Below are 24507 nucleotides of genomic sequence, written 5' to 3' on the forward strand. Positions count from 1 at the left end.
TTTTCCGGAAAAAGATCAAGCACTATTCGCGTTATGCAAAAACGCAACGTTTCCTCAGTCTTAAGAGCGCTGCTCGACCAGCACGGGATCTCCCCCACGGAGCTTCACCGTCGCACCGGCGTGCCGCAATCCACACTCTCGCGAATTCTCAGCGGGAAGATCGTCGATCCCTCGGATAAACACATCTCGAAGATCGCCGAGTACTTCGCCGTGAGCACCGATCAGCTGCGTGGGCGCGTGGATGTTGCGCCAGTCGCGGGTGCCGGGCGCGAGCCCCTACATTCCGAACTCAAGGACATAAGCTTGTGGGACGACGATACCCCTGTCGATGACGACGAGGTGTCGGTCCCCTTTCTTCGCGAGGTTGAATTGGCTGCAGGATCAGGAAGATTCGTCATCGAAGAAAGCGAGCGCTCCAGCTTGCGCTTCGGCAAGCGCAGTCTGCGTCACAACGGCGTGCAGTTCGACCAGGCCAAGTGCGTGACGGTACGGGGCAACAGCATGTTGCCGGTCCTGCGCGATGGTGCCACCGTCGGCGTGAACGCCGGTAAATGCGGGATTGGCGACATCGTCGATGGCGACCTGTACGCGATCAACCATAACGGCCAGCTGCGGGTGAAACAGCTTTATCGCCTGCCGACCGGTATCCGCCTGCGCAGCTTCAACCGCGATGAGCATCCGGACGAGGACTACACCTTCCAGGAAATCCAGGAAGAGCAGATCGTCATCCTCGGTCACGTCTTCTGGTGGGGCATGTACGCCCGTTAACCTCAACGCTGTCAGATAAAACCCGCCGCCCGGTGGGTTTTTTTTCGCCCGTAGAAATCGGCCAAAGCCTTTGCTGGTAGGGCTTTCATGCGCTTGTGCATTTGTTGCGCATAAATAAATGCATTTACGCATTGACTGTATATGCATCCATGCATATTCTTTGTCTCAAGCCGCTCAACAAAGCGGCTCGAAACGAAGCTCTTTAGTTCCACCACAAAGGCAGCGATGAACCGGCCTCAACGGTTCAGAGGGTTGGCAACTGACCCGGGTGTGCAGCGTAAAGCACCAGAAGCAGTTATCCGGCGGGCAGGGACCGCGGTCGGAAAAACAATTTGAATGGACTCGTACCGCGCCAGTAGCGCCGAAAAGTCGGCAGGACCGCATTACTGAAAAGCCTGGTAAGTACCGGGCTTTTTGGAATGCCCACCTGAGCTCATTACCGTGCACAAAAAGAGTCGTGCGCTGTGACAGGTGTGCAGAACTCAAGACTGCATTCGCCGCATCAGTAAAAAGGAAGAATTAATGAATCGTTACGTGTTTGTTCCAACTGAATATCAAAACCCGTTCCCTAGAGTCAGTCAGATTGTGGACGCTGAAGAAATGCCCACTACCTACCCGGATGGCGTGATGGGTCAATGGATCGATGTAACGGGTAATAACACCGTTCAAGTGGGATGGAAGGCTGACTACGTGGGTGGTTGGGTCTTCTCCGAGCTGACCCATCAGGACTATCTCAATTTGGCCGTACGGAATACGAACCAGCTGTTTAGTGCTGCTAGCAGTTGGCTGGTGTTCAACCCTTTGCAATACAAACTGGATCTTGGCGTCGCCACACCAGCTGATGAGGCGGCACTGCTTGCTTATAAGCAGTACTACGTCGCTATCAGCGACGTAAAAAACCAATCCGGTTACCCACAGACGATCAACTGGCCGGTCGCGCCCTTTTAAATCACCTCGACAGCGCAACTCGATATCGGGACCGCATTACTGAAAAGCCCGGCCCCAGCGCCGGGCTTTTTGGAATGCCTACCTCAAGAGAAATCGTTTGAACTCAACCTGCATCACTCATCAATTACCTACGGAGGCGTGACATGACAAACGAGCAACAAGCGTTGCTGGACATGCCGATCTGGCTTGTCATCGTCCTTGCCCTGGTGGGCGGGGTGTCCGGCGAAATGTGGCGCGCCGACAAGGAAGGTGCCCGAGGCTGGGCGCTGTTACGGCGCCTGGCATTGCGTTCCGGGGCCTGCGTGATCTGCGGGGTCTCCGCGATCATGTTGCTGTACGCCGCTGGCGTGTCGATCTGGACCGCATGTGCGTTCGGTTGCCTGACAGCGATGGCCGGCGCGGACGTGGCCATCGGACTGTATGAACGTTGGGCGGCGAAGCGGATTGGTGTCTGTGACGTCCCGACCCGCGATTCCCACACGGATCAACCATAAACGACGGCACAGGAGGCCACTCATGCCCGTTGTCATCGAAAAACCTTCTCATCTGGTTACCGCGATTGCCGACGTGTTGCGCCTGGCCTTTCCCGGCGTGAAGGTTGGCAGTCCTCAAGACTTTGATAGCACCATCGATTCGACCTGGGTGCTGATCGCCATCGACCACGATGCGCCGGGCACTCGCGCCAATAACGGACGCATCGCGCATGTCCTGTCGATTTCATTGCAAGTCGTGTTGCCGACGCCAGGGCCCGAGGTGTGCGACCTGGTCAGCGAGTTGAAAAATCTCGTGACCGACAATCGCTGGAAACTGGCAGCCGATCAATGCGACTTGCCGCAGGACATCGATGGGCTACCGGCCATATCCCTCAGCGGTACACGGGAATACAACGCCTGGACCGTTTCATTCACCCAGACGCTGTACCTCGGACCGCTGTTGCTCGAAGACCCGACCGGCATCCCGAAATTCGCCCGGACCTGGGAGGTGTCGAACATCGACGACCCGGATCAATACACCGCACTCGAGGACTAGCCCATGTTTGATGCGCTGCTACGGATGCAATTGGGTCCGATCATCGAGCGACTGGCGCAGATGGAGACTGAGCTTGAGGACCTGTATCGACGCGCCGACAGCTTTTGTCGGATCGGCGTGTGCCAGGAAGTCGATGCCGCCAGCAATACCTGCAAGGTCCGCCACGGTGAACTGCTGACCCCGGCCATCCGCTTTTTCAATCCGAGTGCCGGTGCTCAGAGTGAGTCGCGAATCCCCTCCGTCGGCGAGCAATGCCTGTTGCTCAATCACGGCGGGGGCGAGGGCGGCGCGCAGTCAGTTGCGTTGTTCGGCCTTAACGGCGACCGGTTTCCCCCGGCCTCGACACTGGCGTCGCTGACCCGTCGCCTCTATCAGGACGGCACGGAAAGCGGCTACGACGATGCCAGCCATGTCCTGCACTGGAACAACGGCCCGGCGGCCTTCACCGGTTCTCGCGAATCGCTTGAACTGAATATCGGCCCGGCCCGACTGGCGATGACGCCCCAGGCAATCACCTTGCAACTGGGCGCGGTCGGTTTGCTGATCGACGCTGGCGGTGTGCACCTGAGCGGCCCGGTGGTGGATCACCAAGGGCGTGTCATCAGCCCCAAATAAAAGGTTTTCCATGATCGGAATCGATAGAAACACCGGAGCCACCGTCGACGACTGGCTGCAGTTTGTGCAGCGCGCAACCCGGGCACTGACCACGCCGTTGGGCACCCGCCAGAAGCGTCCTTTGTATGGCAGCACGCTGCCGCAATTGCTGGGACAGAACCTCGGCGACGACGTGCTGATCCTGGCCCAGAGCCATGCGGCACAGGCGTTTTACAACAAGCAGAACGGCATCGACGATTTTGAGCCACAGGTCATTGTAGCCAGCCGACACGGTGCGGGGTTGTTGCTGCGCTTCGCCGGTACCTGGAAAAACCGTCAACAGACCTTCGAGGTAGTGACATGAGCATGTTGATCCCCGGCCAGAACCAATTGGCCGAGCCGTCCATCGTCACCGTCGAAGCGTTTGAGGACTTGCTCGCAGAGTTCAAGACCTTTGTCGTTGAATACGTCGGTGCCCGCTCTCCCGAGAGCGCGGCGAAGCTTGTGGTCAGCCTGGAAAATGAAAGCGAACTGCTGACCCTGGCGCTGGAAGCCTTTTGTGTGCGACTGCAAACCCACGAGCGCAAATACAACGCCCGCATCAAGCAGATGCTGGCGTGGTGGGCGACGGGTAGCAACCTCGATGCACGCCTGGCGGACATGGGGCTTGAGCGTCAATTACTCGACCCGGGTGACCCGGCGGCATTCCCGCCCATCCCGTCGGTTTTTGAAAGCGACGACGACGCCCGGTTGCGTTATTACCTGGCACCCCATGCTCCGGCAGCGGGGTCGCGGATGCAGTATCGCCGCGAGGTGTTCACCCTCGGCGAACGGCCCTCGGTGAAAGTCGAAACCGCGGCGGCCGGGGTGGTGACGGTCACTTACACCTTCAACCCGGATGGCTTTGCCGCGCAGGTCAAGGACGGCAATGGACGACGTACGGCTCCGGGAGAAGTGATGGTCACCGTGCTGGCCCGAGAAGGCGATGGCACGCCGTCCGCTGCACTGCTTAACGGCGTTCGCCAACACTTTGCCCGGCCAGATGTGCGGCCGGAAACGGACCTGGTCACGGTGCAGGGCGCGCAAATCAAGACCTACAAAATCCGTGTCGTGGCGAAGATTAACGCCGGTCCCGATTCGGGGCTGACCAAGGTTGCCGCGCAGCAGCAGTTGCAGGCGTATGCCGATTCTTGTCATCGCCTCGAAGGGCGGGTTGACCCGAGCTGGATCGACTACACGCTGCACAGCGCCGGCGCGGTTCAACTGCAAATCCTTGAACCGCTGGCGCCGATTGTGACCACGGCGTTCCAGGCCCCGTATTGCACGGGTGTCGAGGTCGAGGTGGACACGCTATGAGTGATGACATACCTCGGCCGAGCCTGTTGCCGGCCAACAGTTCACCGCTGGAAAGGGCTCTCGACCTCGGTTTTGGCCGCTTGCTTGAACGCATTACGCCGCCGTTTCCCGAGTTGATGAACCCCACCCAAACACCGCTGGCGTTCTTGCCGTACCTCGGCGCGGATCGCGGGGTCAGCGAGTGGAGCTCCGAAGCGCCCGAAGCCGAAAAGCGTTTAACAGTCGAACTCGCCTGGCCCACCGCACGCCAGGCCGGTACTCGAAAAGCGCTGGAAAACGCCGCCAAAGGCTTGCAGTTGCAACCCGAGGTGCGTGCCTGGTACGAGCAGTCGCCGCCCGGTCAGCCCTACAGTTTTTCCGTCAGGGCCTTTACCGAACAGCCTTACAGCGAAGAAATCGATGCACGCCTTGATCGACGCCTGGCGGACGCCAAAAGCGAGCGCGACACCTTAAAGGTCTCCGTCGGCCTGAGCGCCTTCGGCAATCACGTCATCGCCGCCGCCACCGTGTGCGGCGAGCTGACCACGGTTTATCCGATTGTCATCGAAGGGCTCGAAGCCTCGGGCCAGGTGTTTATGGCCGCCGGGCTCTACGCCGTCGAAACCTCCACTATTTATCCTCAGGGGTCCTAAATGGCCGACTATTACACCCTGCTTACCAACGCGGGGATCGCCTACGAAACTGCCTGCAAAGCGGCGGGCCTGCCGATCAAGTTGTCTCAACTGTCCGTCGGCGACGGCGGTGGCGCGGTTTACAACCCGGCTGCCACCGACACAGCGCTCCGGCGCGAAGTCTGGCGCGGGCCGCTCAATGCACTGTTCCAGGATGAGAAAAACCCGAGCTGGTTGCTCGCTGAAGTCACCATCCCGCCGGAGGTTGGCGGCTGGTATGTGCGTGAGGCCGGGATCTGGACCGATACCGGGATTTTGTACGCGATCGTCAAATACCCGGAGTCGTTCAAACCTGTTCTAGCGACGTCGGGTTCGGGCAAAGAGTTCTACATTCGCTCGATTTTCGAGACCAGTAACGCGTCGTTAGTGACGTTGTTGATCGACGACACTGTGGTTAAAGCGACCCGGGCGTGGGTGACGTCCTATGTCGCGGACGAACTCGCCAAACTCGACAGCAAGCAATCGGTGCGGGTGGCTTCTACCGCCAACATCACGTTGGCTGCGCCTCAAACGATTGATGGCGTTGCGGTCGTTGCGGGGGATCGCGTGCTGGTTAAAAACCAGACGGCTGCGAAGGATAACGGCATCTATGTGGCGGCGGTCGCTGGCTGGGTACGGTCGAAAGATGCGGATGTCAGTGCCGATGTAACGTCGGGCCTGATTGTTTCCGTAGAACAGGGGACGACGCTGGCTGATACTCGTTGGCAGTTGGTGACTGATGGGGCGATTGTCCTGGGTACCACGGCGCTGACGTTTCAGAACGTGACGCAAGGATTTGCGCCGCTCAATGCTCCGGCATTGGTCAGTCCTACGGCGAATACACCGCTACAGTTTGACGATTCAACACGACTGGCGACGACAGAGTTTGTGAGAAGGGCTCAAGGAAATTATCGTGGTTTTACCAGCCTGACTGCCTCGACGATACTGCCGGCCAGTGCATTTGGCACGGTAGTTACTGTGATCGGTACCTTCACTCTTACGTTACCGGCAGCCAGTGTTCCTACAGCAGGGCATGCGATCAACTTCCGGAACATCGGCGGCGGGGTGGTCACGGTAGTGTGCGCGGGGAATGATTCAATTAACTCCGGCGCAGGGCAGATTACCGGCATTGCGTTGATACCGGGCGCCAATCTTGAACTGGTTAGTAATGGCAGCGCGAGTTGGTGGGCCTCGGGGTCTGCGCAGTTGCAATATGCTCAGGTACTTGGATCAACACCACCGCAGTTTGACAATGGCAAGGCATTGGCAACGACGGAGTTTGTGCAACGCGCCCAAGGAAACTTCGCGAGTCGCGTAGATATCCTCGCGCTGCCCGCAACGCTGAGTGTTTCGTCCGCCGGGAGTCGTATCGTCATCAACGCCTCAGGGACGCTCACCCTGCCACCTGTGAGTTCTGTGCCAACCGGAACCAATTTTTATATCTACAACGCATTCCCCGGTGTGATTACCATTGTTCGGCAAGGTACGGATTTTATTTCCTCATTTGCCAATGGATCGCTTACATCGGTGACTCTCCAAGCCGCGTCCAACATTGTTATCACCGCAGGTAACACGCAATGGGTCGTAGAAGGTGGCATGTCCTCGTTGAAATACTCCAGCGAGTTCGCATCTTCGGTATCCGGGAACATTGGTTATCAAAAACTGCCGGGAGGGGATGTCGAGCAATGGGGTCTCTATGTTGCTGCACCATCAGGTTCGGATACGGTTATTCCCTTGCCTGTTGCTATGTTGGCGGCTCCCACCAATATTCAAGTGTCGTTCGCTGACTTTTCCAGTAGCCTGCCTGTGGGTATTGCCCCGGTACTTCAAGCGAGAAACAGCACACTGGGAACCATCACTGTGCGCAATTTGTACGGCACGAATGCGTCATTTTTCTGGAGAGTGAGGGGTAAGGCATGACGGTTTTTTATAGTCCTGGCACTGGCTTTTTCTACGATGATCAGGTGAGTACTTTTATTCCTGAAGACGCCCGGGAATTTGCTGTCCAAGAGCGGGATGCGCTGCTTGCACAAGTCAGTTACGGCAAACGTTTGGTCTGTGGGCCGCAGGGCTTGCCTGTACTGCTGGAAGCCCTCGCGCAGTCGCATGAAGAACTTGCCGACGTTGAGCGCTATTGGCGTTCGGTACAGTTGACGATAACTGACGGTGTTGTAACCCGTCATCGAGACGAGGTGGAAGAGAACTCGCCAACTACGCTGACGCTGGCCCAATACGCCGAGTTGCAAGCGTATCGTCGCTCACTGCGTAACTGGCCGGAGTCTGGCGAGTTTCCTTTGCTCCCACATCGGCCAGCAGCGCCGGAATGGCTCTCAACCCTGATCCAGTAAACGCCCCGTACCGCCGGGGCGTTTTCTTATCTACTGATCAAATCCACCCCGGTAATGAAAAAGGGCCCGCCTTTCGGAGAGCCCTTCGAGATCAGTGTGATCCGTCGTCGATTACTGAGCAGGCTCAGCAGCTTTAAGCCTTGGCCGAACAGCATCATATGCGCGCATGATCCCGCGCTGGCATGGTTTCTCTACGAACTTCCAGATAAACGCAGCACAGATGATGGACGTTATTGTCACAAATGCAAACTTGGCGTAGGGATCATAGGACTCGAGAAACTTCTGTTCGATGGTGACTCGTATAACAATCGAATGAATCAAGTAAACGGAGAAACTGATCTCACCCAAAAATATAAATGGGCGCCAGGAAAGTATCCGCGACACCATGCCTTTATCCAGGTAGAAACTGGAGATTGCGATGGCGAAAAGAATCGCTATCGAAGAGTGTCTAATAAATTCGGCGAATGCGTTATGCGCAGGTCCTAAATAGTAAGACGGGTAAATGCCGAGGGGCGGGGCTATAAAAACAATAGCCGCGATGGAAAGAATTTCGATGGCCGTTGCTGGCCATTTTTTCAACCAGCTGAAATCAACCCCCGATATTAGTCGCTGACAGACGATGCCCAGCATGAATTCCTGTATGCGTCCTAAAGGACTGATGTAAATAAGTCCATGAGCGGAAATCTGGTCCAGTTTGTCCGGGGAATAGTAAGCGAGGCCTGCAGCGTCTATCGAATAGGCATACAGGCCACCAAACGCAATAGCAGCGGCTAGCTTGAGCATGGGTTTGCTCGAAAACCACAGCAGCAATAGCGGAAATGTCATGTAGAAGAATATTTCTGTGGAAATACTCCAGGAAACGCTATTGAAAGAGAAGTACACGTTCGGAATCGGAACGGCAGAGTGAAGCATCATCAAGTTCAAGATGAAGATAAAGACGTTACTGGCTGACTCTAGTAATACGCGTTGATAGGGCAGGCAGAGCAAAAGTATCAATGTGCAAAATGCATGCGCTGGCCACATTCTGGCCAGTCGCGCAACATAGAATCTTGCAACGCCTCCATCAATTCCTCGCTTCGAATGAACATGCGAGAGAATAAAGCCCGACAGGACAAAGAAGAACATTACACCGGCGTCAGTTGGAATATCCCACAAGAAATTCGGCGGGAAAAAGCTGCCTTTGGTGTGGTGAACAATAATTGAAAATGCAGCAAAGAATCGGAGAGCTGTCAGCCCCCCAATCTGTTTTGTTCTCATTAGTGACATGCCCTGTCGATTTAAATTTTTTGAATACTATCACGATTGTAACTGGTGTCCGATTGCCAGTTCGCTCAGTGAAGGGCCTGGTCATTCGACCACGCGGCAGCCGTCCGGGGAGATTGTTGTGCAGCGGGCCGTAGGGTTGGTGTTGTCGCTCTTGAGCTCGGCGCCTGATTGAGCGAGCCGCGGAGCGCTTTCAGGCACTGGAATAAACCCTGTACAGGCCTCGTCCGTACTGATCGCGAGTCTGTCGGGCGCATGTTTTTGGTTTTGGAACCCGTCAACCACGCTAGCCACCCTGGTGGGTGACTACAAAGTCGTTGGCTATTAAATAAGGAAGAACCTATGTTTTATTCAAAATCCACAAGCGGTTTTTACGATCCCTCCATCCATACAACGATGCCAAGCGATGTGGTTGAAATCTCGCGTGAGTATTGGATTGAGTTATTGGACGGACAGTCCAGCGGCAAGATGATTGTCGGGAATGATGAAGGCTATCCGATCCTGGTTGATCGACCGGGGCCAACTCCTGCCGAACTGGAGGGATATGAACGTGCATGGCGAAACATGCAACTTGCAACTACTGATAAAGCTGTGTCTCGTTACCGTGACGAGGTGGAGCGTTGGCCTACGCTGCTGACTCCGGCGCAATACATCGAATTGCAAACCTATCGCCGTGAGCTTCGTATCTGGCCGGAAGGCGGCGAGTTGCCGTTGAGCGAACACCGGCCACCGGCGCCGGAATGGCTCGCAACCCTACCTGAATAAACGCCCCGCATTGTCGGGGCGTTTTCTTATCCGCTAATCGACACCCAATAGCCCCTTCCTAAAACCAAGGGGCTTTTTCGTCTCTGGAGTAACCCAAATGGCAGAACGCCAAACCTACACCGTGCTCGTCCCGTTCCCTGTCGGGCGTGGTCACTGGTCCACCGCCGGCCAGGAACTCGACCTGCTCGACGTCGAAGCCAATGCACTGCTCAGCGCCGGTCGCCTGGAACTGAAAACATCCACCCAAGGCCAACAGGCCGCTGCCAAGAAGGCTGAATAACCATGGCTGAGGTTTTGAACTTCGAGCACAACGGCATTACCGTCAATGCCACCGAATCCCCCGAAGCGATGGGTGGCCTGGGCGACAACGTCATTGGTCTGGTCGGCACCGCGCCGAAAGCTGATCCACTGATTCCGCGCAATTCGCCATTCCGCATCAACAGCTTCACCACTCAAGCGCTGCTCGATCCGACCGGCACCGAGTCGGGCACGCTGTTTCAAGCGGTGTTCCAGATCCTCAAAGTGGTGAAGGTGCCGGTCTACGTGGTCATCGTCGAAGAGGGCACCGCCCCTGCGGACACCATCAACAACGTGATCGGCGGCATCGAGCCAGTGACCGGTCGCAAACTTGGCCTGGCCGCGCTGAGCGGTGTGCCGGAAGACCTGACCATCATCGGTGCGCCAGGCTTCACCGGCACCAAGGCTGTGGCCAGCGAGTTCGCCTCGTTCGGCAAACGCATCAAGGCCCGCGTAGTGCTCGACGGCAAGGATGCCGCGGTCGCTGATCAAGTGACTTACAGCCAGGAATTGGGCGGCGCGGACCTCGGTTTCGACCGCTGCCTGGTGGTGCACAACATGCCGGCGGTTTACTCCAAAGCGGCGAAGAAAAACGTGTTCCTTTCGCCTTCCAGCCTGGCAATCGCCGCACTGGCCAAGGTCAAGCAATGGGAAAGCCCGGGCAACCAGGTGACCTACGCCGAAGACGTTTCGCGGGTCGTGGAATACAACATCCTCGACACCTCCACCGAAGGCGATCTGCTCAACCGTTATGGCATCAGCTACTACGCCCGCACGGTCCTCGGCGGCTTCTCGCTGCTGGGTAACCGCTCGATCACCGGCAAGTTCATCAGCTACGTCGGCCTCGAAGACGCCATCAGCCGCAAGCTGGTGAAGGCCGGCCAGAAAGCCATGGCGAAGAACCTGACCAAGTCGTTCATGGATCAGGAAGTCAAACGCATCAACGACTGGCTGCAAACCCTGGTCGCCGACGAAACCATCCCTGGCGGCAGCGTGTATCTGCACCCGGAATTGAACAGCGTCGAGAAGTACAAGAACGGCACCTGGTTCATCGTCATCGACTACGGCCGCTACGCGCCGAACGAACACATGGTTTACCAACTCAACGCCCGCGATGAAATCATCGAGCAGTTCCTGGAGGATGTTCTCTAATGTTTACCAACCGTGTAAGACAGGCCATGGCGGCCACCCTGCAAGGCCTGCCGTTGTCGGCGACTGTTGAAAGTTTCGAGCCGCCGAAGATCGATTTTGCAATGGAAACGATGACGGGCGGGCGCTTCATCGGTGAGGACATGGCCAAAAGCGCTACCGTGCTGACGGCCAAGTTGACCCTGCAAGGGATGGGCCCTGAAGTCATGCTGGCCCTCGGTGTGACGCTGGGTGAGGACATTCTGCTGAACGTGCGTGAAGCCGGTCAGGATCAGGACGGCAACACTTGGTTCACCTATCACACGATCGGCGGCAAGCTGAAATCCCTGACCGAAACAACACTCAAAATGCCGGATAAGCCGACCACCGTGCTCGAGTTCACCTGCCGCACCTACAACCGCCTCGAAAACGGTATCCCGGTGATCGACATCGACGTGCGGACCCAGAAGTTCATGCTCAACGGCGTCGACATCCTTGGTGATGCCCGCCGCGCGGTGCTGCTGCCGTAAACCCCGCAACGCCCACCAGTTAAACGCAATCCTTGTGGGAGCGGGCTTGCTCGCGAAAGCGGCGGTACATCCAACATCAATGTATCTGACACACCGCATTCGCGAGCAAGCCCGCTCCCACAGGTTGCTCACCTCAACTGGCCTGCATCACGCAACACCTCCCCATGATCCACCAAGGAATTCATTCATGTCCTGGACGCCCCCTGTTCACGTCTTGCTGTCGCCGATCACCGCCGACAATCAGGCGCAGATCGAGCAGATTCAGCTCAAGCCATTGTTTTACGCCGCGCAGAAAGAGGCCCTGGCCCGCGCCGGCGATGATGAGGACGATCAGTTTTTCGAACTGGCGAAATTGGCCACTGGCCTGTCGGTCAAGGAACTGGATCAGCTCAAACGCCCGGACTACGTGAGCATCGCCCAGTACGTACACGAAATGTCGACCCGTCCGGCTGCTTACTTCCTGGAACTGGAAGGGCAGGGCGACCCATCGGTCGATCCCGATCAAGTGCAACTGCTGCAACCGCTCAACGCTGGAGGCCGCAGCTTGGCCGCGCTGACCCTGGATATGCCGGTCCTGCGCGCCACCAAGGCGATGAAAAAACTGAAAACCGCCAAGGAACGCGCCGAGTTCATCACCGCCCATTGCACCGGGCTGATGATTCCCGATCTGGACCTGCTGACCGTTCCCGACTGGACACAGCTTCAGGTACGCATCGACGATTTTTTAAACAAACCGGCGGACTTCTTTCGGAGCGCGACATCGAAGTAATCCTCGATGTGGTGCCGCTCATTTACCCGGTAAGTGAAGCGGAAATTCTGGAATGGGACGCCGGCAAGGCATTGCGCCGCTACGACATCGCGATCACTCGCCTTGGCGTGAAAAAGGAGTAGAGCGGGATGGCAGAGAGTGACTATTCGCTGCACGGTGCGGACATCAACCGCATCGAGCTGCCGCAACTCGGCAGCGCATCTGAAACGCCGGGACTTGTCGGTTTCGAAGACCCGTTGTCGGGGCTGAATCAGGCACTGACCACGGCCAGCCTCGATATCCGTTTGTTGGTGGTGGAGCAGGAAAAGCTCCGTGAAACCCTGGCGACGTTGAACGGTGCACTGACGTCGCAGCAGGCGTCGCTTAAGGCCAATGCATCGGCGCCTGCACCAGCGCCAGCCAGTGAGGCCAAATCAAAGCTCAAGGCTGAGGTTGACCAGCGTGCGCCGCCAGAGGAGTTGAGACCCGCAATGGCGGCGCAGTCGGCCCTCGTCGACCTGAATCAAAAATTGCAGTTGCCCCCGGATCAGCTTCAGGAACTGGGCAATGAGACCCAGAAGATAGCGGGTGAAAAGCGCACCGCCCCCAGCGGCGCAACAGGTGTGCAGCTGGTGCAGGTGCAGCAGGCGGCGGTTGATGCCCGTGTCCTCAAGGACGTACAACCGCAGGACCGGAAACAGACGCTGACGGATCTCACACGCGATAGCGCCATCATGGCCTCGGCGTACAAGATCGACGTCAAGGACGCCGGCGCGCTCATGACTGGCTGGCGCACATCGTTACACCTTGATCGAGCGAAAAGTCTCGACTTGGGCGATGCGGCAAACCGTCTCGGCGCCAGTCTCGATTTGAAAGCGTCAGCGGCAGATATTGGTTCGGTCGTATTGAGCGGCGGCGAACCAGGTTTGGCCGCCGGCATGGCGCCCGAGCAAGCGGCGGCCATCGCAGCGGCCCTGCTGAGTGCTTCCGTGGGCAAGGAAGAAGCCGGCGCCTCGTTGAAAACCCTTGGCACCGCGTTCGGCAAAGGTGACAACGCCACGCCAGAGCAGCGTGCCGCCTGGGTTCAACTTGATATCGAACCCGGTGCTCTCGCCAGCAGAATGCGCAAGGATGCACCGGGGGCGATCAGCGATGTGCTGGCGGCCCTGAGGAGCAAGCCGGCCGAGCAACAGACTTCGTTGATCAAGACGCTGTTTGAGGGTGACGAGGGCATCGGTAAGTTACTGAAGTCGCCTCAGGATCTGAAGACTGCGTTGTCGGTGGCATCCGACAAGGGCGACGGTGACAAGGGCTCGATGGCGCAGACCGCCGAGGCCCGAGGGAACACCTCGCAAGGGCGCTCGAATGCGCTGGACGCGAGTTTGACCCGACTTGATACGGCGGTCGGAAACGCAGTGGCGCCTTTTACTGACCTGGCGATGCTCAGCGCCGACATGGTGGTCAGCGGCGTGAGTTCCGTAGTGGAAACCTTTCCGAAAGTCACGGCCGCGTTGACCTTGCTGGGTGTTGCGGTCGCAACGCCGTTGCGCGGGCCTATCCTGAACAAACTGACATCGGTGGTCTCTTCCACCGCCACAGAACTGTTCAAACCGGACGCCGGCTTTCTGCCGCCAGGGGCTTCTGGTCCGCCACCTCCGAGTCCTACGATACGTAATCGACTGGCCACGACCATGGCCAGGGCCAAGACCTTCACCGGCCGGTTAGGCGCGCCTCTGGTGTTGGCCAATGCAGGTTATGACGGGGTTAAAGCTCTGATGGCCGGCGATTACAAAGCCGCTGCCGGCGCAGTGGGTTCGGGTGTTGGCGGAGTCGCCGCAGGTTATGCCGGCGCTGCAACTGGCGCCTTGATTGGCAGCTTCATTCCCGTGCCAGTCCTGGGCACTGCGGTGGGGGCTTTGGTGGGTGGCCTCGTCGGTTCCTACTTCGGCAGCAAGGGCGGTGAAGCGCTGGGAGAGTCTGTTTACACCGGGGCTGATCGGCTCTTGTCACCGGAGCGGGTCAGCAAAGACCTGACCAACACCCAGACAACCAGCCAGCAAAACGCACTGACCGCCAACATCTACATCAACGGTCAGGATCAAACCAGCGCCACGCAACTGGCCAACCTGGTCGTGCAACACATTTCCAGCCAGTTCGGAATGATGACAACGACCAATCAACTCGCCGTGCGACGTGACACGGCCCTGACCGATGGGGTGGCTTGATGAGGCAGCAAATGGCACTCGGCACGTTCATTTTTGGCTTGTCGAGCAACTTCGCTTACAGCGGTTTGTTGCGCAAGTCGGACGGTGGCTGGGTGAAGGTGGATATTTTGACCAGCAAGCCCAAGTCCAGCCAGACCGGCCAAGGCCTGCAAACCCTGACGATCAACGGCAAGGCGATGTACGCGGTGGCCATGGACCGGCTCGATGAGTTGCGCGCCTTGCAAGCACTGCGAGTACCGCTGCCGCTGGTCGATGGCATTGGTCGCAACTGGGGTTTGTGGCGGATCGACGATGTGACGGAAACCCAGAGCGACGTGATTGATGACGGCACGGCGATGTTGATCAATTGGTCGATTACCTTGGGAGAGTTCGTCAATGCGTAAGGTTCGAACGATTGCCGGTGATTCGGTGAATCTGTTGCTCTGCCGCGAAACCGAGCGTTGTGACGACGCGGCTGAAGAAGCGCTGTGGCGTCTCAATCCGACGCTAGCCGAGCAAGGCCCGGTACTGCCGGCAGGCGTCTGGGTGGTGCTGCCGGAACTTGAATCCAGGCCCGCAGCGAAAACGCCGGCGACGGCTTGGGATTAAGGAGGCTACATGGCCATCGGATTCACACCGGCGATAGAAATCTACGGGGCCAACGCGACCCTGATCAACAAGCGCCTGATCAGTTGGGAGCACATCGATACCGCCGGTATCGAGTCGGATCAACTGACGTTGGTGCTCGACCTGGAAGGTCTTGAAGGGCTGCCGAGCCTAGGTGGGAAAATCGGCTTGCTCGTGGGGTATCGGGAAACCGGGCTGGTGGATAAGGGCCAGTTTGTGGTGGCCCGGCGGACGCCGACGCTGTTCCCGTTTCGTGTATCGCTGGTGGCGACCGCCGCACCGTTCAGTGCGGCGGACGAGAGCGGATTCCAGCAGCGCCGCTCGGTCAGTCATGGTCCGACGACCCTGGGGGCGTTGTTTCGCGAACTGACGTCCAAATACGGTTTTTCGCCGAGGGTGGACCCGTCACTGTCGTTGATAAAGATTGCGCACATCGATCAGTCGAATGAAACCGACATGGGTTTTATCTCACGCTTGGCGACCAGGTACCGCGCCATCGCCAAACCCTTTAATGAGCTGTATGTGCTGGCGCGGCCGGGGCAGCTCAAATCGTTGTCGGGCAAGGTATTGGCGGACGTGAGACTGTCGGTCACCCATAACAATCGCCCCGGCGACCATGCGTTCATCACCGCGACCCTTGATGATTCCGCCCGAGCCAAGACTCAGGGCTGCCAGATCACTTGGTGTGACGCTGCAAGCGGTTTGCTGCAGATGATTGAAGCCGGGTTCGCACCGTTCAAGACCCTGCGCTTGAGCTGCCAGAACGCGGAAGAAGCGCAAGCGATCGGCGAAGGTGAAGTGCGCAAGATGGGCCGTGAAAAGCTCAAGGTGAAAATCAGCTGTCCGGGCAATCCTGACTTCTCGGCCGAAGGGCTGGTCGTGCTGGACGACACCTGGCCGGACTTCATGCGCGGGCGCTGGTCGATCGACAAAGTCACCGCCAGCGGCGACCGCGCCGCCAGCTATCGCTGCATGATCGACGCGACCTGCATCGACCCCGGTGCTGAAGCCATCGTCTGATCAAACCCAATAACCAGCACACAGAAGCCACAGTGGGAGCGGGCTTGCCCGCGAAGACGGTCGCCCATTCACCATCAATGGCGCCTGACCCACCGCTTTCGCGAGCAGGCTCGCTCCCACATTTTGCTCTGCGTCATGCACAGCATCTGCATACAACCGAAATCCCCTGTGGGAGCGAGCCTGCTCGCGAAGACGGCGGCACATTCAACATTGATTCAGCCTGACCCACCGCTTTCGCGAGCAAGCCCGCTCCCACAGGTTTCGACCGTACCTTTCATACAGATGGAGCGCCCTGATGAAGATCTCTCCGATCCTCACGCAGTTGCGTGAGCAATGCCCGACCCTGGCCAATCGCATCGCGGCGGGCATCGACCTCACCACCTTGCAAGCCAATACCCCACTCACCACACCCTGCGCCTACGTCGTCCCGCTCGCCGATATGGCGAGCAAAAGCCTCGCGCAAAACCTGGCCTTGCAACCGATCCGCGACACCTTCGAAGTGACGCTGGTGCTCGACACCACCGACGCGACAAAAGCGCTGGATCTGTTGCACGACCTGCGCGCCGAACTCTGGCGTGCGTTGGTGGGTTTCAAGCCTGGCACTGACTACGACGCTATCGAATACGACGGCGGTGAGTTGCTTTCCATCAACGCCAGCCGCGCGTTGTATCGCCTGCGCTTTTACGCCGAATTCCAGCTCGGCCGCAATCTGCCAAACCAACCGGCGGAGAGCTGGCACGAGCGTGAACTGGACGGTTTGTCGTCCTTTACCGGGGTCACCGTACGGGTCGATGCCATCGATCCGGCGGACCCCAATCTGCAACGCCCAGGCCCCGACGGGCGCCTGGAAATGACTTTCTCTGGAGATGTAACCCCATGAGCAAACGCATCACCGTGCTGCCGGCCCCAGGCCGTGTCGTGCCGGACCCGGAAGCGGGCGATCTGTTGTCCCTAGAGGGCCGTGAAGTGCCGGACAACGCCTGGTGGCGTCGGCGTCTGGCCGATGGCGATATCACTACCAAAGCCGTGAAAGCGGCCAAACCACAGGGAGCCAAATAATGGCGATCGGATTCAGCAACATCCCCGCGGACATTCGTGTTCCGCTGTTCTACGCCGAGATGGACAATTCGGCGGCCAATAGCGCTTCGTCGGCCATGCGCCGTTTGATCGTCGCTCAGGTCAACGACAACATCGCCCCGGCCGACGCCGGCAAACTGGTGCTGGTGTCCAGCGTTGCGCTGGCCAAAAGCATTGGCGGTCAAGGTTCGATGCTGGCCTCGATGTACGAAACCTGGCGCAAGACCGACCCGATCGGCGAGATCTGGTGCCTGCCGCTGCACAACACCGAAGGCAGTATCGCCAAAGGCGTGCTGACCCTGACCGGCGCAGCGACCCAGAGCGGCGTGCTCAACCTGTACGTCGGCGGCGTTCGAGTTCAAGCGGCCATCGTCAATGGCGCTACCGCCGCTCAAGCCGCCACCGCGCTGGCACTGAAAATCAATGCCGCTGCGGATCTGCCGGTCAGCGCTGCTGCGGCTGAAGGCATCGTGACCCTGAGCGCCAAATGGACGGGCGATAGCGGTAACGACATCAGCCTGCAATTCAATCGCCTGGGCAAGAGCAACGGCGAAGAAACCCCGGCGGGCCTGACTTCGGTCGCCACCGCCATGACCGGCGGCGCCGGTGTACCGGATCAAGTGGCTGCCGTGGCAGCGCTGGGCGATGAGCCGTTCGAGTTCATCTGCATGCCGTTCTCGGACCTGAGCACCCTCAACACCTGGCAAGCCGTCATGGATGACAGCACCGGTCGTTGGTCTTGGGCCAAGCAATTGTTCGGTCACGTCTACAGCGCCAAGCGCGGCACCATCGGCACTTTGGTTGCCGCCGGCCAGGCGCGTAACGATCAGCACATGACCATCCAGGCACTGGAGCCGGGTGTTCCGCAACCGTTCTGGGTCCAGGCCGCTGCACTGGCTGCACGCACCTCGGTGTTCATCTCAGCCGACGCCAGCCGTCCGACTCAAAGCGGCAGCCTGCCAGGTCTCGACCCGGCGCCGGCCAGCGAGCGCTTCACCCTGACCGAGCGTCAGTCGTTGCTCAACTACGGCATCGCCACCGCGTACTACGAAGGCGGCTACGTGCGCATCCAGCGTTCGATCACCACCTACCAGAAAAACGCTTACGGCCAGGCCGACAACTCCTACCTGGACAGCGAAACCATGCACCAGTCGGCGTTCATCGTGCGTCGTCTGCAAAGCGTGATCACCAGCAAATACGGGCGCCACAAACTGGCTTCCGACGGCACCCGCTTCGGCGCCGGCCAGCCGATCATCACCCCGAGCACCATTCGCGGTGAGCTGATTGCCCAGTACGCCAAGCTCGAACTGGAAGGCCACGTGGAAAACGCCGAGCTATTCGCCGAGCACCTGATTGTCGAGCGCGACGTGCAGGACCCGAGCCGTGTGAACGTGCTGTTCCCGCCGGATTACATCAACGGTCTGCGCGTGTTCGCACTGCTCAACCAATTCCGTCTGCAGTACGACGACGCCGCTTAAAAACCGCGGTTGAACGTGCGATTTCAGCCCACTTCGCGTGGGCTTTTTATTTGAAGGGAGAAACACCATGGGTCAACTGATTGCGGGCACCTGCTACGTCAAAGTGGACGGCGCTCAACTGACCATCAATGGCGGCTGCGAAGCGCCATTGATGTCCACCAAACGCGAAACCGTCGTACCGGGTTTCTACAAGGAAACCGACATCCCGCCATCGTTCAAAGTGACGGCGCTGCACACCCCGGACTTCCCGCTCAAGCAACTGGTGGCCGGCGTCGACATGACCGTCACCTGTGAATTCAGCAACGGCAAAGTCTACGTGCTGGCCGGCGCCTACCTGGTCGATGAACCAGCGTCCAAGGGCGACGACGCCTCGATCTCGCTGGTGTTCAACGGCGTCAAGGGGACCTGGCAATGAGCGGCGCCGTGAAGCTTCAGGTTGCGATTGAAGCCCACGGCGAGCCTTTGACCGAACTCAACCTGCGCCGCCCGACGGTGCAGGAAGTGCGAGCAATCAAGGCGCTGCCGTACAAGATCGACAAGAGCGAAGAAGTCAGCCTCGACATGGACGTCGCGGCCAAATACATCGCGGTCTGCGCCGGCATTCCACCGTCGTCGGTCAACCAGTTGGACCTGGCTGACCTCAACGCGCTGAGCTGGGCCGTCGCGAGTTTTTTCATGAGTGCGGCGTCGGAGCCATCACCGACCTGATCGCAGTCGCCTATGACCTGGCCTGGTTCTGGAAGGTTGACCCCGAACAGATGATGGCCAGGCCACTGGATGTGCTCCGGGAATCCCTGGAGCACGCGCAACGGATCAATGCGATGCAGCAGGTGCAGTGATGGCAGACACAGAAACGCTAAAGAAATCGGTGCTGTTGACCGGCATCGATGAACTGTCACCCAAGCTGGCCGGCCTTGTTTCAAAGGTCGACAGCTTCAAGAAAAACCTCGAACAGGCCGGCCTCGGCAAGCTGGATATCAGCGGCCTGTTCAAGGGCGGTAGCGTGATCACGCCGTTCGTGGACGGGATCAAGGCGTCCGACGCGTTCAAGGGCAAATTGGCCGAGGTCAGTGAATCGGCCAAGGCTGTCGATCTGCCGAGCGCGCCCGAAAGCGCCGCGCAAAGCATGAACATTTTCAGCCAGTCGATGGCCAAGGTGTCGACCTCCATCGACGCCGCGTTGGCTCCGGCGGTCGCCACCCTGGTGGTGAGTCTGCAGCCGTTGTTGACGGGAGTAGGGCGCTTTGTCGCCGACAACCCGAAACTGGTCGAGACGCTGGCGACGGCCGCCATCGCGTTCTCGGCGATGCAAACCGCGGTCACCGGAGCGACCCAGGTTATTGACCTGATGGGCTCGGTGCTCAAGGTCAATCCGATCATGCTGATTGCCATGGGCGTAGCGCTGGCCGCCGGTTTGATCATTGCCAACTGGACGCCGATTTCCGCGTTCTTCGTCAACCTTTGGGACGGCATCAAGAATGTCGCCACGAAGGCCATGGCGGTGTTGAGCACAGTCTTCAGCTGGACACCACTCGGCATGCTGATTGCCAATTGGGGGCCGATTACCGGGTTCTTCTCCGGTCTCTGGGATGGCATCAAAGCCGTGACCGCGACAGTGACGGGTTTCCTGAAGACAGTTTTTTCGTGGACGCCTTACGGGATGATCATCGACAACTGGGCCGGGTTGACCGGTCTGTTCTCGGCGATCTGGGAGTTGCTCAAGGCCCTGACGGTGCCGGTGATCGACTTCCTCAAAGGTGTGTTCGACTGGACGCCACTGGGCATGATCATCAACAACTGGGGGGCCATCGGCGGTTTCTTCAGTTCGATCTGGACTGCGCTGCAACCGGCGGCCCAGGCTATCAAGGACTTCTTTGGCACGCTGTTCGATTACTCGCCGCTGGGGATGATCATCAACAACTGGGGCGCGATAAGCGCGTTTTTCGATCCGCTGTGGGCCGCTTTGCAAAGCGCGGCGCAAGTGGTCAAGGACTTCTTCAGTAGTGTGTTCGAGTGGTCGCCGATGGCGCAGATTGCGGCCAATTGGCAGCCGATCGGCGAAGTGTTTTCGGCGCTGTGGGGCGTGGTGCAAGCATTGGCCGCGCCGGCGCTGGAGTTCCTGCACGGGATGTTCGAATGGTCGCCGCTGGGGCAAATCATCAAGAACTGGGAACCGATCACCGAGTGGTTCAGCGGTTTGTGGAAAAAGCTCCAGGACGTCATCGCGCCGATCAAGGAATTGTTCGAAGGTGGCTTCGCGGGGGTGATCGCCAGCGTCACCGGCAAGGTCGAAGGCTTGGCCGAAGCGCAGAAGAAAACCAATGCCGAAGGCAAAGGTGAGCTGGCGCCGGCGTTCTTTGGCGCCAGTACCGAGCCGGCGTCAGAGTCAGAATTGGCGCCCGGCGGCCTGCCGCAAAAACCGTCGATGCTGACGGGGTCCCTGACGCAAAACTCCAGCGCCCTGATCCAGCAAACCGCCGCCAACAACCGCACGCAACTCGAAGGTGGCCTGACCGTGCGCTTTGACAACGCACCGGCCGGTCTGCGCACTGATCAACCGCAAACCAACCAACCGGGGCTGGCGCTCAATTCGCGCATCGGCTACCGCTCACTTTCGCTTGGAGGTTCCAATGAGCTGGCGTGACCGTTTATTGCCGGCGTCCTTTCGAGGTGTCGGTTTCTGGGTCGATCAGGCGAAAACCCCGGTCGGCAAAAAGGGTCAGTTGCATGAGTACCCGCAGCGGGATCTGCCGTTTTTCGAGAACCTTGGCCAGCAGGCGAAGATCCACGATCTGACGGCATTCATCGTTGGCCCCGATTGCCTGGAGCAGCGCGACAAACTGCTCAAGGCGCTGGAGCAGGGCAGCGGCGAACTGGTGCATCCGTGGCTGGGACGCTTGCAGGTCAAGGTCGGCGAATGCGACATGACCCACACCCGCCAGGACGGCGGGTTGGTGACGTTCACGCTGAAGTTTTACCCCGATGAACCGCTGCCGTTTCCGACGGCGACGGTCAGTACACAGAAAGTGTTGCTGGTATCGGCGAACAGTTTTTTAGGTTCGGCGGTGGCGCGTTTCGAAGACGCGATGACCTTGATCAAGGCTGCGCGAATCGGCATCGCCGACCTGCGCAACAGCATCAAGGACATCTACGGGGTGATTCAGACTCAGCTGCAACCGCTGATCGATCAATACAAGCAGATCAGCGAGTTGGTCAAAGCGGTCAAGGAATTGCCTAAGGAGGTGGTAGCCGAGTTCAAGGGCTTGGTCGGCGACATCAAGGAGCTCAAGGACTTCGCTCGTGACGGTTATCGTGGCGTGATTGCCAACGTCTCCCAACAGGTCGAAGCCATCCGCAAGGCGGACGCACCGAAGATCACCACCGGCAAGGACACCACCGCTGCGGCCCAGGCCCTGGCGAATCTGGTGCAAGACACGTTGCTGGTGCAGGCGGCCCAATGGGTCGCGGCGATGCCGGTGGCGTCGAAAGTGGTCAAGTTGGGTTCCACGCCGTCCCTCGAACAACAGGCCGAGCAACCGGTCCAGCGACAAGCCGTGCCGGTGGCCGATGATGTGCTGGCGTTGCGTGCGGCGCTGGATGAGGCGATCCAGCAAGCATCGAACAAGGCTGATCCGGCGCACTACCAGGCAATGACGGACCTGCGGCATAAACTCAATGCGCACCTGACGGCCGTTGCGTCGTCGGGTGTCAGGCTGGTCAGCAAGTCGTTCCAGGAGAGTTTTCCGGCCCTCGTCATCGCTTACAAGCAATTGGGCGACGCAACGCGGGTGGAGGAAGTGATCCAGCGTAACGGCATTGTTCATCCCGTTTTCTCTCCGCCGAATGACCTGAAACTCTCCGGGGAGTAAGCCATGAGCGAACTGGATAACAAAGTCACCCTGACCGTTGACGGTCTGGAGTATGGCGGCTGGAAAAGCGTGCAAATCACCGCGGACCTGGAGCGTCAGTTCCGCACCTTCAAGCTCGACGTTACCTGGCAATGGCCGGGGCAGACCACGGTGCGACGGATTCAGCCGGGGGCGCCTTGCGAGGTGCGCATCGGCAACGATCTGGTACTCACCGGGCACGTGTTCAAGGCGCCGATCAGTTATGACGGGCGGCAGATTGGCCTGAGTATCGAAGGCAGTTCAAAAACCCAGGACCTGGTGGATTGCGCGGCGACCAACCGTCCCAATCAATGGCATCAGCAATCGTTGTTGAGCATCGTCGAGGCGCTGGCGTCGTCCTATGGCGTTTCGGTGGTCAGTGAAATTCCGGAAACCGCTCGGTTGGGCAGTCACACGATTGTGCCGGGGGAAACGGTGTTCCAGTCCATCGACCGGTTGCTGACGCTGTTCCGGGTGTTTTCGACCGATGACGCGCAGGGCCGGGTAATCCTGGCCCGCCCGGGCAGCGGCGGACGTGCGAGCGATGTGCTGGAACTGGGCAAGAATATTCTGTCGGCCAGTGCGCCGATGGATTTCAGCCAGGTGTTTTCTGAATATCGAGTGATCGGTCAGCAGAAGGGCAATGATCAGAAGAGCGGGGCGGCGGCCAGCGAGGTCGAGGCGGTATCTACCGACCTGGGCTTCAAGCGCAAACGGGTCACGGTGATCAATGAAGGTATGCAGATCACCCCGGAACTGGCGCTGCAACGCGCCAACTGGGAAGCCGCCACCCGCGTCGGCAAGGCCACGGCCACCACTTACCAAGTGCAAGGCTGGCGCCAGGCCAACGGCGATTTGTGGCGCCACAACACATTGGTCAGGGTCAAGGACCCGGTGCTGGAAGTGGATGGCGACATGTTGATTTCCAAAGTGACGTATTCGCTGTCGGCACAAGGCTCAACCACCACCCTGCAAGTAGCCCCGCCACACACCTTCGACGCCAACCCGACACCGCCCAAGAAAACCTGAGCCCGACACCGAAACCTGTGGGAGCGGGCTTGCTCGCGAAGACGGACTGACATTCAACATCGAAGTCGGCTGACCCACCGCCTTCGCGAGCAAGCCCGCTCCCACAGGGAATCTCCTGTGCTCACCAATGCCATGAACGACGCCGATTAAATGTGGGAGCGAGCCTGCTCGCGAAGGCGGACAGACATTAAACATCGAAGTCGACTGACCTACCGCTTTCGCGAGCAAGCCCGCTCCCACAGGGAATTTCCTGTGCCCACCAATGCCGTGAACGACGCCGTCCAAATGTGGGAGCGAGCCTGCTCGCGAATGCGGACTGACATTCAACATCGAAGTCGACTGACCCACCGCATTCGCGAGCAAGCCCGCTCCCACAGGGAATTTCCTGTGCATGCCAATACCGTGAACGACGCCGATCAAATGTGGGAGCGAGCCTGCTCGCGAATGCGGACTGACATTCAACATCGAAGTCGACTGACCCACCGCATTCGCGAGCAAGCCCGCTCCCACAGGGAATCTCCTGTGCTCACCAATGCCGTGAATGACACCGTCCAAATGTGGGAGCGAGCCTGCTCGCGAAGACGGACTGACATTCAACATCGAAGTCGGCTGACCCACCGCCTTCGCGAGCAAGCCCGCTCCCACAGGGAATCTACTGTGCACGCCAATGCCGTGAACGACGCCGTCCAAATGTGGGAGCGGGCTTGCTCGCGAAGACGGCAGCACATTCACCAACGATGTCGCCTGACCCACCGCTTTCG

The 24507-nt window shown here is 58.9% G+C and carries 28 protein-coding genes; 27 read left to right on the forward strand and 1 reads right to left on the reverse strand.

All coding sequences use genetic code 11. The features are described from left to right. Positions 1 to 33 precede the first annotated feature (33 nt). The 10 genes from LOY68_RS06150 (at position 34) to LOY68_RS06195 (ending at position 7693) form a co-directional block, all read left to right on the forward strand. Positions 34 to 768 (forward strand): helix-turn-helix transcriptional regulator, encoded by a 735-nt coding sequence (locus LOY68_RS06150; protein WP_054616000.1) that lies wholly within the window; start codon positions 34 to 36, stop codon positions 766 to 768. Between the two features lie 522 nt (positions 769 to 1290). Further along, entirely contained in the window at positions 1291 to 1716 is a 426-nt protein-coding gene (locus tag LOY68_RS06155; protein ID WP_265043649.1) for a tail fiber assembly protein, read from the forward strand. A 143-nt stretch (positions 1717 to 1859) separates the two neighbouring features. Further along, positions 1860 to 2210: a phage holin family protein gene (locus LOY68_RS06160; protein ID WP_054615998.1), complete on the forward strand. Its 351-nt coding sequence runs from the start codon at positions 1860 to 1862 to the stop codon at positions 2208 to 2210. Between the two features lie 22 nt (positions 2211 to 2232). After that, positions 2233 to 2745: a hypothetical protein gene (locus LOY68_RS06165; protein WP_265043651.1), complete on the forward strand. Its 513-nt coding sequence runs from the start codon at positions 2233 to 2235 to the stop codon at positions 2743 to 2745. Between the two features lie 3 nt (positions 2746 to 2748). Next, the gene (locus tag LOY68_RS06170) at positions 2749 to 3360 is read left to right on the forward strand and encodes a phage baseplate assembly protein V (protein WP_265043653.1); all 612 of its coding nucleotides are present in this window, start codon (positions 2749 to 2751) and stop codon (positions 3358 to 3360) included. Positions 3361 to 3370: 10 nt separating this feature from the next. Then, positions 3371 to 3703 (forward strand): phage baseplate protein, encoded by a 333-nt coding sequence (locus LOY68_RS06175; protein ID WP_265043654.1) that lies wholly within the window; start codon positions 3371 to 3373, stop codon positions 3701 to 3703. Then, positions 3700 to 4695 carry a baseplate J/gp47 family protein gene (locus tag LOY68_RS06180; RefSeq protein WP_265043656.1) on the forward strand — a complete coding sequence of 332 codons (996 nt, stop codon included), beginning with the start codon at positions 3700 to 3702 and terminating at the stop codon, positions 4693 to 4695. Before LOY68_RS06175 ends, LOY68_RS06180 begins: the two co-directional genes overlap by 4 nt. Next, entirely contained in the window at positions 4692 to 5327 is a 636-nt protein-coding gene (locus LOY68_RS06185; protein WP_265043658.1) for a phage tail protein I, read from the forward strand. The genes LOY68_RS06180 and LOY68_RS06185 overlap by 4 nt, the downstream gene beginning before the upstream one ends. Next, on the forward strand, positions 5328 to 7265 hold the full coding sequence (locus tag LOY68_RS06190) for a phage tail protein (RefSeq protein WP_265043660.1): 1938 nt from the start codon (positions 5328 to 5330) through the stop codon (positions 7263 to 7265). Further along, positions 7262 to 7693 carry a phage tail protein gene (locus LOY68_RS06195; protein WP_163908748.1) on the forward strand — a complete coding sequence of 144 codons (432 nt, stop codon included), beginning with the start codon at positions 7262 to 7264 and terminating at the stop codon, positions 7691 to 7693. Before LOY68_RS06190 ends, LOY68_RS06195 begins: the two co-directional genes overlap by 4 nt. Positions 7694 to 7804: 111 nt before the next feature. On the opposite strand, the gene LOY68_RS06200 is transcribed toward LOY68_RS06195, so the two are convergent. Then, entirely contained in the window at positions 7805 to 8950 is a 1146-nt protein-coding gene (locus LOY68_RS06200) for an acyltransferase family protein (protein WP_163908749.1), read from the reverse strand. 348 nt (positions 8951 to 9298) lie between these two features. Between LOY68_RS06200 and LOY68_RS06205 the strand changes: the two genes are divergently transcribed. From LOY68_RS06205 to LOY68_RS06285, 17 genes are all read left to right on the forward strand, one after another. Then, positions 9299 to 9721: a phage tail protein gene (locus LOY68_RS06205; protein WP_265043662.1), complete on the forward strand. Its 423-nt coding sequence runs from the start codon at positions 9299 to 9301 to the stop codon at positions 9719 to 9721. A 97-nt stretch (positions 9722 to 9818) separates the two neighbouring features. Continuing rightward, positions 9819 to 10001 (forward strand): hypothetical protein, encoded by a 183-nt coding sequence (locus LOY68_RS06210; RefSeq protein ID WP_054047115.1) that lies wholly within the window; start codon positions 9819 to 9821, stop codon positions 9999 to 10001. Positions 10002 to 10003: 2 nt separating this feature from the next. After that, positions 10004 to 11170 carry a phage tail protein gene (locus tag LOY68_RS06215; protein ID WP_054047113.1) on the forward strand — a complete coding sequence of 389 codons (1167 nt, stop codon included), beginning with the start codon at positions 10004 to 10006 and terminating at the stop codon, positions 11168 to 11170. Continuing rightward, the gene (locus tag LOY68_RS06220) at positions 11170 to 11676 is read left to right on the forward strand and encodes a phage major tail tube protein (RefSeq protein WP_163908751.1); all 507 of its coding nucleotides are present in this window, start codon (positions 11170 to 11172) and stop codon (positions 11674 to 11676) included. The genes LOY68_RS06215 and LOY68_RS06220 overlap by 1 nt, the downstream gene beginning before the upstream one ends. Positions 11677 to 11863: 187 nt before the next feature. Then, positions 11864 to 12445: a phage tail assembly protein gene (locus tag LOY68_RS06225; RefSeq protein ID WP_163908752.1), complete on the forward strand. Its 582-nt coding sequence runs from the start codon at positions 11864 to 11866 to the stop codon at positions 12443 to 12445. 128 nt (positions 12446 to 12573) lie between these two features. Continuing rightward, complete coding sequence (locus LOY68_RS06230; protein WP_265043665.1) at positions 12574 to 14649, forward strand: phage tail tape measure protein; 2076 nt, start codon at positions 12574 to 12576, stop codon at positions 14647 to 14649. Then, a complete protein-coding gene (locus tag LOY68_RS06235) occupies positions 14649 to 15032 on the forward strand; it encodes a phage tail protein (protein WP_265043666.1) in 384 nt (127 codons plus the stop codon). The genes LOY68_RS06230 and LOY68_RS06235 overlap by 1 nt, the downstream gene beginning before the upstream one ends. Next, complete coding sequence (locus tag LOY68_RS06240; RefSeq protein ID WP_163908755.1) at positions 15025 to 15237, forward strand: tail protein X; 213 nt, start codon at positions 15025 to 15027, stop codon at positions 15235 to 15237. Before LOY68_RS06235 ends, LOY68_RS06240 begins: the two co-directional genes overlap by 8 nt. Positions 15238 to 15246: 9 nt before the next feature. Further along, positions 15247 to 16275, forward strand: a complete 1029-nt coding sequence (locus LOY68_RS06245; RefSeq protein ID WP_265043667.1) for a phage late control D family protein — start codon at positions 15247 to 15249, stop codon at positions 16273 to 16275. Between the two features lie 295 nt (positions 16276 to 16570). Beyond that, on the forward strand, positions 16571 to 17155 hold the full coding sequence (locus tag LOY68_RS06250) for a hypothetical protein (RefSeq protein WP_265043669.1): 585 nt from the start codon (positions 16571 to 16573) through the stop codon (positions 17153 to 17155). Continuing rightward, positions 17152 to 17334, forward strand: coding sequence for a DUF2635 domain-containing protein (locus LOY68_RS06255; RefSeq protein WP_048393813.1), 183 nt, complete (start codon positions 17152 to 17154; stop codon positions 17332 to 17334). Before LOY68_RS06250 ends, LOY68_RS06255 begins: the two co-directional genes overlap by 4 nt. After that, the gene (locus LOY68_RS06260) at positions 17334 to 18830 is read left to right on the forward strand and encodes a phage tail sheath subtilisin-like domain-containing protein (RefSeq protein WP_054047097.1); all 1497 of its coding nucleotides are present in this window, start codon (positions 17334 to 17336) and stop codon (positions 18828 to 18830) included. Before LOY68_RS06255 ends, LOY68_RS06260 begins: the two co-directional genes overlap by 1 nt. A gap of 67 nt (positions 18831 to 18897) precedes the next feature. Continuing rightward, positions 18898 to 19245, forward strand: a complete 348-nt coding sequence (locus LOY68_RS06265) for a phage tail tube protein (RefSeq protein WP_054047095.1) — start codon at positions 18898 to 18900, stop codon at positions 19243 to 19245. Next, on the forward strand, positions 19242 to 19538 hold the full coding sequence (locus LOY68_RS06270; RefSeq protein ID WP_054047093.1) for a phage tail assembly protein: 297 nt from the start codon (positions 19242 to 19244) through the stop codon (positions 19536 to 19538). Before LOY68_RS06265 ends, LOY68_RS06270 begins: the two co-directional genes overlap by 4 nt. Before the next feature lie 130 nt (positions 19539 to 19668). Continuing rightward, on the forward strand, positions 19669 to 21474 hold the full coding sequence (locus tag LOY68_RS06275) for a phage tail protein (RefSeq protein ID WP_265043672.1): 1806 nt from the start codon (positions 19669 to 19671) through the stop codon (positions 21472 to 21474). Beyond that, positions 21461 to 22699, forward strand: coding sequence for a DNA circularization protein (locus tag LOY68_RS06280; protein WP_163908760.1), 1239 nt, complete (start codon positions 21461 to 21463; stop codon positions 22697 to 22699). Before LOY68_RS06275 ends, LOY68_RS06280 begins: the two co-directional genes overlap by 14 nt. 3 nt (positions 22700 to 22702) lie before the next feature. Beyond that, complete coding sequence (locus LOY68_RS06285) at positions 22703 to 23746, forward strand: phage baseplate assembly protein (protein ID WP_163908761.1); 1044 nt, start codon at positions 22703 to 22705, stop codon at positions 23744 to 23746. Positions 23747 to 24507: the final 761 nt, after the last annotated feature.

It is taken from the genome of Pseudomonas sp. B21-053 (assembly GCF_026016365.1).
Taxonomy (GTDB): Bacteria; Pseudomonadota; Gammaproteobacteria; order Pseudomonadales; family Pseudomonadaceae; genus Aquipseudomonas; species Aquipseudomonas nunensis.

What these genes read in the sequence shown, in the direction of transcription:
- LOY68_RS06150 (WP_054616000.1), top strand. Translation starts at nt 34, where the DNA reads ATGCAAAAACGCAACGTTTCCTCAGTCTTAAGAGCGCTGCTCGACCAG.
- LOY68_RS06155 (WP_265043649.1), top strand. Translation starts at nt 1,291, where the DNA reads ATGAATCGTTACGTGTTTGTTCCAACTGAATATCAAAACCCGTTCCCT.
- LOY68_RS06160 (WP_054615998.1), top strand. Translation starts at nt 1,860, where the DNA reads ATGACAAACGAGCAACAAGCGTTGCTGGACATGCCGATCTGGCTTGTC.
- LOY68_RS06165 (WP_265043651.1), top strand. Translation starts at nt 2,233, where the DNA reads ATGCCCGTTGTCATCGAAAAACCTTCTCATCTGGTTACCGCGATTGCC.
- LOY68_RS06170 (WP_265043653.1), top strand. Translation starts at nt 2,749, where the DNA reads ATGTTTGATGCGCTGCTACGGATGCAATTGGGTCCGATCATCGAGCGA.
- LOY68_RS06175 (WP_265043654.1), top strand. Translation starts at nt 3,371, where the DNA reads ATGATCGGAATCGATAGAAACACCGGAGCCACCGTCGACGACTGGCTG.
- LOY68_RS06180 (WP_265043656.1), top strand. Translation starts at nt 3,700, where the DNA reads ATGAGCATGTTGATCCCCGGCCAGAACCAATTGGCCGAGCCGTCCATC.
- LOY68_RS06185 (WP_265043658.1), top strand. Translation starts at nt 4,692, where the DNA reads ATGAGTGATGACATACCTCGGCCGAGCCTGTTGCCGGCCAACAGTTCA.
- LOY68_RS06190 (WP_265043660.1), top strand. Translation starts at nt 5,328, where the DNA reads ATGGCCGACTATTACACCCTGCTTACCAACGCGGGGATCGCCTACGAA.
- LOY68_RS06195 (WP_163908748.1), top strand. Translation starts at nt 7,262, where the DNA reads ATGACGGTTTTTTATAGTCCTGGCACTGGCTTTTTCTACGATGATCAG.
- LOY68_RS06200 (WP_163908749.1), bottom strand. Translation starts at nt 8,950, where the DNA reads ATGAGAACAAAACAGATTGGGGGGCTGACAGCTCTCCGATTCTTTGCT.
- LOY68_RS06205 (WP_265043662.1), top strand. Translation starts at nt 9,299, where the DNA reads ATGTTTTATTCAAAATCCACAAGCGGTTTTTACGATCCCTCCATCCAT.
- LOY68_RS06210 (WP_054047115.1), top strand. Translation starts at nt 9,819, where the DNA reads ATGGCAGAACGCCAAACCTACACCGTGCTCGTCCCGTTCCCTGTCGGG.
- LOY68_RS06215 (WP_054047113.1), top strand. Translation starts at nt 10,004, where the DNA reads ATGGCTGAGGTTTTGAACTTCGAGCACAACGGCATTACCGTCAATGCC.
- LOY68_RS06220 (WP_163908751.1), top strand. Translation starts at nt 11,170, where the DNA reads ATGTTTACCAACCGTGTAAGACAGGCCATGGCGGCCACCCTGCAAGGC.
- LOY68_RS06225 (WP_163908752.1), top strand. Translation starts at nt 11,864, where the DNA reads ATGTCCTGGACGCCCCCTGTTCACGTCTTGCTGTCGCCGATCACCGCC.
- LOY68_RS06230 (WP_265043665.1), top strand. Translation starts at nt 12,574, where the DNA reads ATGGCAGAGAGTGACTATTCGCTGCACGGTGCGGACATCAACCGCATC.
- LOY68_RS06235 (WP_265043666.1), top strand. Translation starts at nt 14,649, where the DNA reads ATGAGGCAGCAAATGGCACTCGGCACGTTCATTTTTGGCTTGTCGAGC.
- LOY68_RS06240 (WP_163908755.1), top strand. Translation starts at nt 15,025, where the DNA reads ATGCGTAAGGTTCGAACGATTGCCGGTGATTCGGTGAATCTGTTGCTC.
- LOY68_RS06245 (WP_265043667.1), top strand. Translation starts at nt 15,247, where the DNA reads ATGGCCATCGGATTCACACCGGCGATAGAAATCTACGGGGCCAACGCG.
- LOY68_RS06250 (WP_265043669.1), top strand. Translation starts at nt 16,571, where the DNA reads ATGAAGATCTCTCCGATCCTCACGCAGTTGCGTGAGCAATGCCCGACC.
- LOY68_RS06255 (WP_048393813.1), top strand. Translation starts at nt 17,152, where the DNA reads ATGAGCAAACGCATCACCGTGCTGCCGGCCCCAGGCCGTGTCGTGCCG.
- LOY68_RS06260 (WP_054047097.1), top strand. Translation starts at nt 17,334, where the DNA reads ATGGCGATCGGATTCAGCAACATCCCCGCGGACATTCGTGTTCCGCTG.
- LOY68_RS06265 (WP_054047095.1), top strand. Translation starts at nt 18,898, where the DNA reads ATGGGTCAACTGATTGCGGGCACCTGCTACGTCAAAGTGGACGGCGCT.
- LOY68_RS06270 (WP_054047093.1), top strand. Translation starts at nt 19,242, where the DNA reads ATGAGCGGCGCCGTGAAGCTTCAGGTTGCGATTGAAGCCCACGGCGAG.
- LOY68_RS06275 (WP_265043672.1), top strand. Translation starts at nt 19,669, where the DNA reads ATGGCAGACACAGAAACGCTAAAGAAATCGGTGCTGTTGACCGGCATC.
- LOY68_RS06280 (WP_163908760.1), top strand. Translation starts at nt 21,461, where the DNA reads ATGAGCTGGCGTGACCGTTTATTGCCGGCGTCCTTTCGAGGTGTCGGT.
- LOY68_RS06285 (WP_163908761.1), top strand. Translation starts at nt 22,703, where the DNA reads ATGAGCGAACTGGATAACAAAGTCACCCTGACCGTTGACGGTCTGGAG.